We start from the raw sequence: 12,986 nt of genomic DNA, 5'->3' as shown, positions 1-12,986 counted from the left end.
CAATGAAGGTCCCGCAGAAGTGGAGCCGCCGTGACCTCCCCCGCCGTCAGCAGCCGCGCCCTACCGCATCCCGAGCGCGACGAGATCCGCCTGGAGGGCATCCTGCACGCGCTCTCCGACCCGATGCGCCTGCGGATCGTGCGCGAGCTCGCCGCGGCCGGCGCCGAGCTCTCCTGTTCGCACTTCGATCTGCCCGTCACCAAGTCGACGACCACCCACCACTTCCGGGTGCTGCGCGAGAACGGCGTGATCCGGCAGATCTACCAGGGCACGGCCAAGATGAACGGCCTGCGCAGGGACGACCTGGACGATCTCTTCCCGGGACTTGTCGACTCCCTCCTCGACGCCGCCGCCCGCCAGGCCGTCCGGGCCGGGAGCGGCTGAACCGGCCCTCGCGGGAAGGTCGGGCGTTGCCGGTGCTCTAGAGGGCACCCCCCTGGGCGGCATGCAGCAGGGACTGCCAGTCCGGGAGCTTCACCACGCGCCGGCCCAGGGACGCGCCCAGCGCCGCTTCTGCCCGCTCTATCGCGCACCAACCCGCCCACTCCACCGGCTCGATGCCGTCCGCTCGCAGCGCGTCGAGCGGGTCCCCGGGAAGTTCCTTGCGTACGAGGGCGGGGGCGTCCTCGAGCAGAGACGTCACCGTCTCCTTGGCGTCCGGGCGGTTGGTGCCGATCACTCCGGTCGGGCCGCGCTTGATCCAGCCAGCCACGTACTCACCCCGCATGACGAAGCAGCCGCGCACCACACGGCCGTCGACGTTGGGCACCGTGCCGCTCTCCGCGTCGAACGGCAGCCCCTCCACCGGCAGACCCCGGTACCCCACCGACCGCAGCACCAACTGCGCCTCGATCTCCTCGAATTCACCGGTGCCGCGCACGCCCCCGCTGCCGTCCGGCGCCGTCCGTTCGAAGCGGACCGCGCCCACCCGGCCGCCGTCGGCGAGGAGTTCGACCGGGCGGAGGAAGAAGCGCAGCGAGATGGTGCGGGGCGCCCGGTGCGGGGCCGCTCCCGCCCAGCCCCGCAGCACCTCCACGTTCCGGCGCTGCGGCGCGGGCAGGGGAGCGGGGTCCAGATACGCCGGATCCAGCGCCAACTCCTCGCTCCGCACCGCCACTTCGACATCCGGGAGCGAGCCCAGCTCGCGCAGTTCCTTGGTGGTGAAGCGCGCCTGGGAGGGGCCGCGCCGGCCGACCATGTGGACGTCCGTCACCCGGCTGGCCGCGAGCGCGGTCAGCGCGGGCTGCGGGATGTCGGTGGGGCTGAGCTCCGTCACGCCGCGCGCCAGCATCCGCGTCACGTCGACCGCGACATTGCCCACACCGATGACCACCGCCGACCGCGCGCCGGCGACGAAACCGTCGGCCGTGGAGTCCGGGTGCGCGCTGTACCAGGACACGAACTCGGTGGCCGACCAGCTGCCCGGCAGGTCCTCGCCCGGGATGCCCAGGTGGCGGTCGGTCGCGGCGCCCACGCAGTGGACGACCGCGTGGTACAGCTCGCGCAGCCGCGCGGCAGGCACTCCGCCGGGACCGATCCCGACCCCGCCGAGGAACCGCACCCGGTCGTGCTCCAGGACCGTGCGCAGGTTGTTCTGGAGGGACTTGATCTTCTCGTGGTCCGGTGCCACGCCGTAGCGCACCAGGCCGTAGGGGCAGGGCAACCGGTCCAGGACGTCGACGAGCACGTCCGGGTCCTGCTGGACGAGGCTCTGGGCGGTGTAGCACCCGCTGGGCCCGGAGCCGATGACGGCGACACGCAGCACGGCGGAACTCCCTACGCGAGGAGTCGCTGACACCTCCAGGATCGCACCGCCGGTGCTGGTCTGACAGAGTGCCGGAGGAGCCTTGGCACGCGTGTCCGTTCGTATGGAGTGTGATCATGCGGTTACGTTGCGTGTGTGCTAGAAGCATCCTTTCTTAATCTTTCTGATCGTTGTCCGACGGACGGCAGCGTGTCCGTGTGGCCCGCGTGGGAAGTGCGGGAGGACGGGGGCGCGACTTCGTGGTTCCACGTCCGGCTGGCCTTCGCCGACGGGGCCCGCGTGGACACGCTCGCGGTGGTGGCCGAGGACGGTGTCTCCCTGGAGGATGTGCGGGCGCAGCCGGCGCTGTCGCTCGACGACCTGGGTGTGCTCGCGGACTGGATCGAGGGACCGCTCTTCGAGGCGTGCGGCAGGGAGCCCGGGGCGCAGGCCGATGCCCAGGCGGGTGGTGCGCGTCGCGCTCGCCCGGCCTGGCCCCGCGGGATCGAGGGGCGTTGGCTGATCGCGCAGGAGTACCTGGCCGCCCAGCAGGACGGTGTCGACCCGGTCCTCGCGGTGATGTGCGCGACCGGGCACAGTCGCCGCAAGTCGCTGCGGCTCATCTCCCAGGCGCGTGACGCCGGATTCCTGACCCCTCGTCACGCTCGGCGCTGAACAGCCGCGTTGAGCCCCCGCACCCCGTTCAGAGCATGTTCCGCATCCGGTTGATCTCGCTCGTCTGCTGGGCCACGACGTCGTCCGCCATCTCCTCGATGCGGATGTTGTTGCCCTGCCCCTTGACCTCCGTGGCCATGGTGATCGCCCCCTGGTGGTGAGTGATCATCAGCGTGAGGAAGAGCTCGTCGAACGCCTTCCCCTTCGCCGCGCGCAGGTTCCTCAGCTGGGATTCGGTCGCCATGCCGGGCATGGTGGCGTGCGAGTGCCCGTCGCTCTTCTCGGACTTGCCGTGGCCCTTCAGCCAGGCTCTCATCGACTCGATCTCCGGCCCCTGGGCGGCAGCGATCCGCTCGGCGAGGGCCTTGAGCTTCGCCGACTCGGCGCGCCCCGGGACCAGTTCGGTCATCTCCAGCGCCTGGGCGTGGTGCGCGATCATCATCCGCGCGTACGAGACGTCCGCCGAGTTGGGAGTGTCGTCGTCGCCGCGCTGTTCCTCCGCGTCCTGTGCGGAGAGCGTGCGGTTCGCCTCACCCGGTTTGCCCGGCACCAGCACCGAAGGCCCGTTCGCCGAGGCCGACTTGGGGTCCGTGTCGGAGTCGCAGCCCGCGAGGGCCAGGGCTGCGACGACTGCCAGGACGGCCGTCACGTACGGCACACGGCCGAAAAGCACAGTACCCACCCATGGTCCTCTCATTACAGGTTCGTTGCCCTCTGTTGATCTGTGCATGATGCAGACGATACTGCGGTGACGCGTGAACCGTTCCACATGAACGGCACAGGGAGGAAAACAGTGATCCTGTTGAGTGAGTCCCGAACCCGGCACAGACGTCTGGGAGTTGCCGCGGCCGCCGCGGGTCTCCTGGCCGCGCTGCTGACCGCCGGTCCGGCCGTCGCGACCCCCGATCCCGGGGACGGGCCGGCCGCGAGCAAGGGGGTGTCCAGGAGCACCGAGGCCGAGGTGCGCGCGGCGATAGCCGACGGCGAGATCCCCGGCCAGGACGAGATCGTCCACTCCGCCAACATCGAACACCTCGTCAACGTCCCCAAGGACGCGCTGCCCGGCACCAATTCGGACCTGGCCTTCCAGGGCCGGTACGCGTTCGCCGGCAACTACGACGGCTTCCGCATCTTCGACATCAGCAACCCGAAGGCGCCGAAGACCATCGCCCAGGTGCTGTGCCCCGGCTCCCAGAACGACATCTCCGTCTCCGGGAACCTGCTGTTCCTCTCCACCGACTCCTCGCGCAGCGACAGCAGTTGCAACAGCACCACCCAGCCGGTGACCGAGAAGTCGTCGTGGGAGGGCATGAAGGTCTTCGACATCAGCGACAAGCGCAACCCGAAGTACGTCGCCGCTGTCGAGACCGCCTGCGGCTCGCACACCCACACGCTGGTGCCGGAGCGCAGGAACGTCTACCTCTACGTCTCCTCGTACTCCCCGAACGCCGCCTACCCCGACTGCCAGCCCCCGCACGACGGCATCTCGGTCATCAAGGTGCCGCGCAACGCCCCCGAGACGGCGGCGGTCGTCAACTTCCCGGTGCTCTTCCCGGGCGAGGGCCCCGACGGCGGCGGCAACCCCGGCGCGCCCACCAACCCGGGCGTCTCCAAGACCACCGGCTGCCACGACATCACGGTGCTCCCGAGCAAGGACCTCGCGGCGGGTGCCTGCATGGGTGACGGCATCCTGTTCTCCATCAAGGATCCGGAGCACCCGAAGGTCATCGACCGGGTGCAGGACAACGTGAACTTCGCGTTCTGGCACTCCGCGACCTTCAACCAGAAGGCCAACAAGGTCGTCTTCACCGACGAGTTGGGCGGCGGCGGCGCGGCCACCTGCAACGCGGCGATCGGCCCGAACCGCGGCGCCGACGGCATCTACGACATCGTTGGCAAGGGCGACAAGCGCAAGCTCGTCTTCCGCAGCTACTACAAGATCCCCCGCTACCAGGCCGACACCGAGAACTGCGTCGCCCACAACGGCTCGCTGATCCCGGTCAAGGGCAAGGACCTCATGGTCCAGGCGTGGTACCAGGGAGGCGTGTCCGTCTGGGACTTCACCGACTCCTCGAAGCCCCGGGAGATCGCCTACTTCGAGCGCGGTCCGCTCAACACGACCACCATGCAGACCGGCGGGGCCTGGTCGGCGTACTACTACAACGGCTACATCTACTCCAACGACATCGTCAAAGGCTTCGACGTGCTGAAGCTCAGCGACAAGCGGACGGATCCGGCCAGGAAGGTGCGGCTCGGGGAGCTCAACGTCCAGACGCAGCCGGACTACTTCGACTGATCCCCGGGCCCCCGGCCCGTCTCGAAGAACCGCGACAGATCCGCGTCACACGTCCCGCCGGGCGCCTCGGTGCCCGGCGGGACGCCCTGCTCCCAGTCGAGCCGGTAGCGCGCGAACAACTCGGCGCGCAGGGTGGCGATCGGCAGCGGCACGTTCGGCAGGACCATCGCGTAGACCGCGCCCATGAGCTGTGAGCGCAGCATCGGGTAGTCGGTCTCGACCGTCTGCGAGCCGTGCCGCTCCATGGTGTCCCGCAGCAGTTCGGCCAGGCGCTGCTGCTCCGGGCACTGCACGAAGCCCTCGGTGTCCAGCAGGCCCGCCATGTGCTGGCGCATCAGCACGGTCCGGTCCCTGGCCAGGCCGAGGACCGCGTCGATGGCCCGCGCCATCCGCTCCCGGCCGTCCTCGGTGCGCGGCTCGCGCTCCAGGGCCTCCTCCAGCGTGCGGTGCATGAGCCGGTGCACGGCGGACTGCACCAACTGGCGCTTCCCGGGGAAGTAGTACGAGACCAGACCGCGCGCCGAACCGGCCCGGTCCGCGATGTCGCCGAGGGTCGTGGACTCGTATCCGCGCTCGGAGACCAGTTCCAGGGCCGCCTGCAGGAGCCGCTCCCGGGAACGGCGGCGCAACTCTTCATTGACCGAGGCGCTGCGCGGGGACATGCTGTAACTCCTGCGTTGACTGGCTATCAGCCAACTATACTCAGCGCGTCCGGATCGGCCCGTGAAAGGCCTGGTCCGGGCTGCCGCCTGCTCTGGGCGACGCGGGGGATCGTCCAGGGTGGGCGAGCATACGCTCCAGTGGTGGCCTCAGGCGACCTTCCCCGCGGGGTGACCGCCCCGTTTTCGGCCACCGATTTCCGGGCGCCGATCCGGGCTCTCAGCCCACCAGATCAAGGACCGGCCGCAGCCCGTCGGGGCGCCGCGCCACCGGCAGATGGTCCACGAAGTGCACCCCGCAGCCCAGGGCCGCCGCTCCGCCGTCCGCCCGTCGGTCGTCACCGACCATCAGGACGTCCGCCGGCTCGACGCCGAGCGCCGCGCAGGCTGTCCGGAAAAGCCCGGGGTCCGGCTTCTGGACGCCGTGCTCGTACGACAGCACGTACGCGTCGACGTACGGATCGAGGCCGTGCGCGCGGAAGACGGGCCTGAGGTCCCAGCCGATGTTGCTGACCACGCCCACCCCGATGCCGCGCTCGCGCAGGGTGCCCAGCACCTCGGCGGCGTCGGGGTAGGGCTGCCAGGCGGCGGGGGACATGTGCCGTTCGTACAGCGCGTCGTGCAGGGCGGGATCGGGCAGCGGGACCAGCCGCGAGAGCCCGGTGTAGGCGGCCCGGTGCAACTCGGCGCTCTCGTCCCGCACCCCCCACACGGCGGCGACCTCCTCCGGCATCGGCACCCCGGGCGCGGCCCCACCGGGCAGCGCGCCCGCGCTCTCCAGCGCCCGCGCGGTCCGCGTCAACTCGGCTTCGTCGAGGGAGAGCCCCGCCGCGTCGAGGACGGCCCGCAACCAGGACTCGGTGGACTCGATCCGGAAGAGGGTGCCGGAGAAGTCGAAGAGGACGGCAGACATACGGCGATCCTAGGCTTCGCCGGTTATCCGTCGGGCGGGACGGTGGTCGTCCTTGGCGCGGTGCCGAAGCCGTCTGTCGTGGGCAGGCGCCGACGTCCGTCACGTGGGACCGGAGTCGTCCGTGGCGCGGGACCATGGTCGTCCGTCGTGCGGGCGCCCACGTGGATCGTGCTCCCTCGATGGGCGGGACCGTGGTCCCCGGTCTTGCCGCACCGGCGTCACCCGTCGCGTGGCCCGGTGCCCCCGTCGCGCGGCTCCGCCCCCGGCACCCATCGCCGGTGGGCCAGCACCGCCAGTGCCACCAGCGTCGCGCCCAGGACCCAGCCGCCGAGTACGTCGGAGGGCCAGTGGACGCCCAGCCAGATGCGGGTCAGGCCCACGCCCAGGACGGAGAGTGCGGCGACTGCCAGGGCCGTGAACCACAGGACGCCGCCGACGCCGTAACGGTGGAGGAGCCACAGCAGGAGGCCGCAGACGACCGTGGCCGTCAGGGCGTGCCCCGACGGGTAGGCCGCGAAGTGCGCGGTGTCGACCGGGTCCGGCCAGACGGGGCGTTCGCGGCCGACCGCGGCCTTCAGGACCTGCTGGACCAGTGTGCCCACCGCACATGTGGCCACCAGCCATAGGGCCGTCCAGCGGGCATGGCGCCGCCACACCAGCCAGATCGCCGCGACCGCGGCCAGGAGGCGCATCGTCCAGGGGTCCCAGACCCAGTCCGAGAGGATCCGGAAGGCATGGGTGAGCCCTGGTTCGTCGACCGCCCAGCGGTGCGTGGTGTCGGCGATCTCGCCGTCGGCGGTGAGCAGCGGCCCCCACTCGGCGACGACCAGCACCAGCAGCAGCACCGAGCACAGGGCGAGGACACCGGTGGCGCGAGCCGCGGTCCGGTGCTCCGACGGACGGGGCGGGGAGTCGACGGACGAGATGTGCATACCGCGATCCTCGCCGACCCGTGCGCCTTGAGGCCAATACCCGGGGTGAGGGCCGATCCGGGCTGCCGTCTCGCAAGCGACCGGCCCGCGCGCCGCCGGCCGTGGGGAGCCGCTCCCCTCACATCGTCAGCAGCATGGCCACCATCGCGATGCCCATCGACAGCCGGCACGCCCGCGCGAGTTCCGGCCGGTCGCCCCAGCCCACGGCTGCCACCCCGGCGGTCACCGGTATCAGGCGGGCGCCGGACAGCAGGACGTATCCCGTGAAGTAGAGCAGCAGCACGCCTGTGACCAGAGGGACTCCCGCACCGCCATGGTGTCCGGTAGAGGTCGCCATCACCACCGCCATGTAGACCATGGCCCCGGCCCCCACCAGGTGGTGCAGGTGATGGGCAGCTGCACGCGCCGCCCACAGCGCGCGCAGCGCGGCGCCGCCGAAGACGGCCGCGTAGAGCGGCCAGGCCCACGACGGTGGTGTGAACACGGCGGCCGGTACGGCCATCACGGCCATGCCGAAGCCCATCAGCGCCTCGCCGCCCGCGGCCCGGCGCTGTTCCTCGACGCTGCTGCGCATCCGCAGCAGGCAGTACGCCCCGGTCGCCGCGCAGAGCGCCACGAGCAGCCAGCCGGGCGAAGCCGGTCCGTGCACGTCCACCACCCCCGTCGACGGTCGGTCAAGAAATGCCCGGGCCGTGCGGCGCGCAATCGAGCGCAAGGGTGTACGCGGGGAGCGTGCGACGGAGCACAGCAGGTCAGGGCCGTCATCCGAGACTCGTTTACGAGTAAAACACCTGCTAATGTCATACCCATGAGCACCCGTCTCCCGCTGGCCGGCGTGCTGCGCCTCGGCAGGCCCTCCGACATCTGGTTCAAGCCCGCCCTCAGCGTGGTCGTCGCGGTCGCCCCGCCCAACCTCACCCTGCTCGCCCTCGGCCGCCTCGACCTCGCGATGTACACCATGGCCGGGTCCCTGTGCGCCCTGTACGCCCACAACCGGCCCTACGCCGCCCGGGCCCGCGCCCTGGCCTGGGTGGTGCTCGGCATGGTCGCCGGCCTCGGGGCCGGTCTGGTCGCCGCCTCCCTCACCGGCAGCGCGGTCGTCCTCGTGACCGTCGGCGCGCTGGTGGCCGCCGTACAGAAGACCCTGTGCGACGCGACCCGGATCGGCCCGCCGGGCCATGTGGTCCTCACCTTCATCAGCTCCGCCTCCCTGTTCGCCCCGCAGACCCTCGCCCAGGTCCCCGGCCACCTCGCCCTGGCCCTCGCCGCGGGCGCCTGGGCCTGGCTCATCGGCATGGCACCCGGCCTGCTGCGCCCGCACGGACCGGAGCGACGCGCCACCGCCCACGCGCTCAGCGCGGCCGCCGCTCACGTGCGGAGCCCGAGCGCCCACACCGGCCGGACCGCCCATGCCGCCGTCCAGGCCGCTTGGCACACCCTCCTGGCGGCCGGAACCCGCTCCGAGACCCGGCGCGCCCTCGAACGCCTCGTCGTCCGCGCCGAGACCGCCCTCGCGGCCCCCGCCGACGCCGACCCGGACCGCCTGCGCGCCTGGGCCCGCGCACTGCGCGGCAACGGAGAGGTCCCGAGGACGTCGTACGACGACGAACTCCTCGGCGTGGACATCGAACTGGCCGTCCCCGGCCGCCCCTGGTGGCGCGCCCTCGGCCCGCTCGCCCCGATCGCCGTCCGCACCGCGGTGGGCTGCGCCCTGGCCGGTTACGCCTCCCTCGCGCTCGGCGTCGGCCGCCCCTACTGGGCCCTGGTCACCGCGGCCTCCCTCTACCAGGCCAACGTCACCCTCACCTGGAGCCGGGGCGTCCAGCGGGTGGTCGGCAACCTCCTCGGGGTGCTGGTGTTCGCCGCCGTGGTCCCGCTCGCCCACCTCGGGCCCGCCGCGCTCGTGCTGTGCTGCCTCGCCTTCAACTTCGGTGCGGAGGCGCTCATCAGCCGCAACTACTGGCTCGGCAGCATCTGTGTGACCCCGATGGCGCTGCTCATCACCGAGTTCGCGGGACACCAGGAGCCGGGCCGGCTGATCACCGAGCGGCTCGCGGACACCGTCGTCGGAGCCCTGGTGGGATTCGTCGCCGCGGTCGCCGTCACCAACCGGCGGGCGGGCGACCGGGTCGAGCAGGCGCTGGCCGCCGTGGAGGGGGCCCGGGAACGCACCGCCCGGCTCGTCGCGGAGCCACGCACGGAACCCGGCGTGCTGGATCACGCCCGGCGTGTCCTCGCCGCCGCCCTGGTCGACCTGCGCGCCACCGTCGAGGCCGCCTCCGGCGAATGGTGGCAGCGGGCCCTGCCCGAGGAGAGGGTGGTGCGTGCCGAGCGGGCCGGACACCGTACGCTCGCCGCGACGGTCCGGCACCACAGAGCGGAGGGCGCACGCGCATGACGGCACCGAACGGACGACCGGCGGACCCGACGAGGAACGACACCGTCGCCGCCGTCGTCCGGCAGTGGCAGACCGTCCACCCCGGCCTCGACACCGGCCCCATGGAGATCATCGGCCGGGTCAACCGCTGCGCCGCCCTGCTCCAGCAGGCCGAGGACGCCCCGCTGCGCCGGGCCGGGCTCAGCCGCCCCGAGTTCGACCTGCTCGGCGCCCTGCGCCGCACCGGCCACGAACTCACCCCCGGCGACCTGGCCCGCGAGACCTTCTCCTCGGGCGCCGCCGTCACCAAGCGCCTCAAGCAGCTGACCGAGCGGGGCCTGGTGGAGCGCCGGGGCGACACCCGCGACCGCCGGGTCGCCCATCTCCGGCTCACCGAGGCGGGGCGCGAGCTGGTCGACGGGATCCTGCCCGAGCAACTGGCGTACGAGACGGCCGTGCTGTCCGTTCTCACCCCCGAGGCGCGGGGCGAGCTCGCCGCCCGGCTCGGCGAACTGCTCGGCCGACTGGAGGGCACCCTCGGAGTGCTGCGCGCCTGACGCCGCCGACCTGCGGTTTCGCAAGTTTCGAAGCCGGTTGCCTGTTGACGCGGTCCGCCCGCGGTTCCTACGTTCGTCCAGGTCGGTGCTGATCATCGACTGTCGTACGGAATGTCGAACGAAGGATGGATGCCGTGACAGCCGAAGGCCCCGCCCCCGACCAGCTCGTCATCGACCTCGGCACCGAGACCGGCCCCTTCCACGGCGGAGCGAGCGGCACCCTCTACGGCCTCTACGGCGACGGCGTGCCCAGCCGCGTGGTGGTGGAGGGCATGTACCCGCGCACGGTGACGACCAAGGCCCAGGACGGCGCCCAGCACCCCGGCGGCGACGCCCTGGAGATCCTGCCGCCCTTCGTGGCGGCCGGCGGCAAGGACGTCTACGTCTATCTGCCCGACTTCCACCGCGGCTTTCCCTACGAGTGGCCCGGCGCCACCGGAGAGGAGCGGCTCGCGGGACACCTGGACGTGATCCGCCGCCAGGTCGAACACGTCCTGACCCTGGGGGAGTTGCGGTCCCACATCGTCTACGTGCCGTTCAACGAGCCCGAGGGCAACATGTTCGGCGAGGGGGAGTGGAGCTACGACGGGGTGTCCTGGCGGACCGAGCCGGCCCCCTACTTCGCCGCCTGGGAGGCCGCCCACCGCCTCATCAAGGACCTCGACCCGGCCGCGCGGGTGGCCGGACCCAACACCTGCATCCTGTACCCGGAGGTCAGGGACTTCCTGGAGTTCGCGAAGTCCCGGGACGTGCTGCCCGACATCGTCACCTGGCACGAACTGTCCTCGCCCGCCGAGGTGCGCACCAACATAGCCAAGTACCGAGACCTGGAACGGGAGTTGGGCATCGGCCCGCTGCCCGTCAACATCAACGAGTACGCGCACAACTACCACGTCTCGGTGCCCGGCCAGATGATCCAGTGGATCGCCGCGATCGAGGAGTCGAAGGTCGACGCCGACCTCGCCTACTGGAACATCGCCGGCAATCTCAACGACTCGGCGGTGGAGGCGAACAAGGCCAACGGCCAGTGGTGGCTGTACAACGCCTACGGACAGCTGACCGGGAACACCGTCCGGGTCGTCGCCCCGCACCCCAACGTGCAGTACACCCTCCAGGGCGTTGCCGCCCTCGACCGCGAGAAGCGGCAGGCGCGGGCGCTGTTCGGGGGCGCGGACGGTCCCGCGGACCTCGTCTTCACGGGCGTGGACGCGGAGGTCTTCGGTGCCGTGGTCCACGTACGGCTCGTGGAGATCCCCTGGACGGGCCAAGTGGGCTCCGCGGAACAGCCGTTGCGGCTTCGGGACGAGGAACTCCCCGTCCTGGACGGCACGGTGACGGTCGGTCTGACCGGTCTCGACGCCATGTCGGCCTACCAGGTGATCCTCTCGCCCGGCGGCAACGGGGCCGCTTCCCTGCCGCCCTCGGTGCGCTGGAGGCGCACGTACGAGGCCGAGGACGCGACCTGGACGGGCGGGGGCTACTCGCTGAACGGACCCGAGGGATCCCCGTCCGCCGTCGACCGGTTCGCCACCTCCGGCGGCTACCACGTGGGCGGGCTGCGCACCGGCTCCGACGGGGTGCTCGCCTTCGACATCGAGGTCCCGCAGGACGGGACGTACGACCTCATGGTCTTCGCAGGCTCGCACAACCTCGCGGACCTGGTGCGCGAGCAGGGACCCACCAACGTCTTCCTGCGCGTCGACGGCGAGGACCCGCGCGAATTGCGGCTGCCGCTCGGCTACAAGCGGGCGGTGTGGGGGCACACCGACACCCGGGTGCGGCTGACCGCGGGCCGGCACCGGATCACCCTCGCCGCCCAGGACCCCGGCCTCGGGGTCACCAAGGGTGACGCGCTCGTCGACAAGCTGGACCTCGTCCTGCGCGAGGAGGACGAAACCGCCCTGTACGACGCCGAGTTCGCCGATCTCGGCGGTGGCGCCCGGGTCAGCCACGCCCATCGCGGAGCCTCCGGACCCGCGGTCGCCGTGCTCCCGCGAGGCGGCACCGTCACCTTCTGGGCGCACGCGGCCGACGACGGCGAGGCATCCGTCACCGTCGACGTACTCGGGCCCGGGGAAGGGGTGTTGAGCGTCAACGGCGAGGAGATCGGACGCGTCGAGCGGGGCGCCGTACCGCTCTTCCTGGCCGGCGGCATCAACAAGATCACCGTGACCGGGACCTCGGACCGGCTGATCGTGGACCGGCTGCGGGTCGCCCCCTCGCGCGGACTGCTGCCCACGAGCGGGTACGCCGCGGAGGCAGGCCTCCTGACCGGGACGGCGAGGGTGACGGGATATCTGTACGCCAACGGGGGCAAGGCGGTCGACGGAGTCGGCGCCGGGCCCGCGAACGCGCTCTCCCTGACGGTCACCGCGGACCGCGCCGGACGCCATGCGCTGACCGTCCGCTACTCCAACGGCGAGCAGCCGTCCTCCACCCACTACAACCCGGACCCGGTCTGCCGCCACGCCGACCTCTCCGTCAACGGCGGCCCGGCGCAGCGGGTGCTGTTCCCCACCACCTTCCACTTCAACAACTTCTGGACCCTGGCCGTGCCGGTCACCCTGCGCCCGGGCCTCAACACCGTCACCTTCACCGCCGACGAACTCCCCGACTTCGACGGCGACACCGGGAACGCGTACGGCCGGCGCTCGGCCTACGCCCCCGTCATCGACCAGGTGACGGTGACACCGCTGACCGCGGGGGAGGAGCCTGTCTGACCGGTGCGGGGTCTTCGGGGCGGGTCGCTCCCCGGACACGCCTGGGGGCAGCGAGCGGCGGCCGTCCGGCCGAGGCGGGCGCGCGGACACGAACGCCGGGGCCCGGCGTCCGA

Annotated in this window: 12 protein-coding genes; 6 read left to right on the top strand and 6 right to left on the bottom strand. The window is 71.8% G+C overall.

The features are described from left to right. The first annotated feature begins 30 nt into the window (after window positions 1-30). Window positions 31-384: an ArsR/SmtB family transcription factor gene (locus tag ACFULQ_RS06950; protein ID WP_383539198.1), complete on the top strand. Its 354-nt coding sequence runs from the start codon at window positions 31-33 to the stop codon at window positions 382-384. Window positions 385-421: 37 nt separating this feature from the next. Here ACFULQ_RS06950 and ACFULQ_RS06945 read toward each other — a convergent pair whose 3' ends face one another. After that, window positions 422-1,765, bottom strand: a complete 1,344-nt coding sequence (locus ACFULQ_RS06945) for an FAD-dependent oxidoreductase (RefSeq protein ID WP_383539196.1) — start codon at window positions 1,763-1,765, stop codon at window positions 422-424. A gap of 189 nt (window positions 1,766-1,954) precedes the next feature. Here ACFULQ_RS06945 and ACFULQ_RS06940 point away from each other — a divergent pair, with 189 nt between their 5' ends. Continuing rightward, entirely contained in the window at window positions 1,955-2,419 is a 465-nt protein-coding gene (locus ACFULQ_RS06940; protein ID WP_383539194.1) for a DUF6214 family protein, read from the top strand. Between the two features lie 28 nt (window positions 2,420-2,447). Here ACFULQ_RS06940 and ACFULQ_RS06935 read toward each other — a convergent pair whose 3' ends face one another. Then, window positions 2,448-3,116, bottom strand: a complete 669-nt coding sequence (locus ACFULQ_RS06935; protein WP_383539191.1) for a DUF305 domain-containing protein — start codon at window positions 3,114-3,116, stop codon at window positions 2,448-2,450. 96 nt (window positions 3,117-3,212) lie between these two features. Between ACFULQ_RS06935 and ACFULQ_RS06930 the strand changes: the two genes are divergently transcribed. Next, window positions 3,213-4,715, top strand: a complete 1,503-nt coding sequence (locus ACFULQ_RS06930; protein ID WP_383539188.1) for an LVIVD repeat-containing protein — start codon at window positions 3,213-3,215, stop codon at window positions 4,713-4,715. On the opposite strand, the gene ACFULQ_RS06925 is transcribed toward ACFULQ_RS06930, so the two are convergent. The 4 genes from ACFULQ_RS06925 to ACFULQ_RS06910 form a co-directional block, all read right to left on the bottom strand. After that, a complete protein-coding gene (locus tag ACFULQ_RS06925) occupies window positions 4,703-5,377 on the bottom strand; it encodes a TetR/AcrR family transcriptional regulator (RefSeq protein ID WP_383539186.1) in 675 nt (224 codons plus the stop codon). The genes ACFULQ_RS06930 and ACFULQ_RS06925 overlap by 13 nt on opposite strands. Before the next feature lie 217 nt (window positions 5,378-5,594). Next, window positions 5,595-6,287: an HAD family hydrolase gene (locus tag ACFULQ_RS06920; RefSeq protein ID WP_383539183.1), complete on the bottom strand. Its 693-nt coding sequence runs from the start codon at window positions 6,285-6,287 to the stop codon at window positions 5,595-5,597. A 218-nt stretch (window positions 6,288-6,505) separates the two neighbouring features. Next, window positions 6,506-7,219, bottom strand: a complete 714-nt coding sequence (locus ACFULQ_RS06915; RefSeq protein ID WP_383539180.1) for a phosphatase PAP2 family protein — start codon at window positions 7,217-7,219, stop codon at window positions 6,506-6,508. Between the two features lie 118 nt (window positions 7,220-7,337). Further along, entirely contained in the window at window positions 7,338-7,868 is a 531-nt protein-coding gene (locus ACFULQ_RS06910) for a DUF5134 domain-containing protein (protein WP_383539177.1), read from the bottom strand. Window positions 7,869-8,027: 159 nt separating this feature from the next. On the opposite strand from ACFULQ_RS06910, the gene ACFULQ_RS06905 reads away from it, so the two are divergent. The 3 genes from ACFULQ_RS06905 to ACFULQ_RS06895 all read left to right on the top strand — a co-directional run bounded on the left by ACFULQ_RS06905 (window position 8,028) and on the right by ACFULQ_RS06895 (window position 12,873). Next, window positions 8,028-9,617 carry an FUSC family protein gene (locus tag ACFULQ_RS06905; RefSeq protein ID WP_383539174.1) on the top strand — a complete coding sequence of 530 codons (1,590 nt, stop codon included), beginning with the start codon at window positions 8,028-8,030 and terminating at the stop codon, window positions 9,615-9,617. Then, window positions 9,614-10,153 carry a MarR family winged helix-turn-helix transcriptional regulator gene (locus ACFULQ_RS06900; RefSeq protein WP_383539172.1) on the top strand — a complete coding sequence of 180 codons (540 nt, stop codon included), beginning with the start codon at window positions 9,614-9,616 and terminating at the stop codon, window positions 10,151-10,153. Before ACFULQ_RS06905 ends, ACFULQ_RS06900 begins: the two co-directional genes overlap by 4 nt. A 125-nt stretch (window positions 10,154-10,278) precedes the next feature. Beyond that, window positions 10,279-12,873 (top strand): cellulosome protein, encoded by a 2,595-nt coding sequence (locus ACFULQ_RS06895; RefSeq protein ID WP_383539169.1) that lies wholly within the window; start codon window positions 10,279-10,281, stop codon window positions 12,871-12,873. Window positions 12,874-12,986 lie beyond the last annotated feature (113 nt).

The organism is Streptomyces sp. NPDC057253, assembly GCF_042669125.1.
Lineage (GTDB): Bacteria > Actinomycetota > Actinomycetes > Streptomycetales > Streptomycetaceae > Streptomyces.
This window is presented reverse-complemented; position numbering and strand designations above follow the sequence as displayed.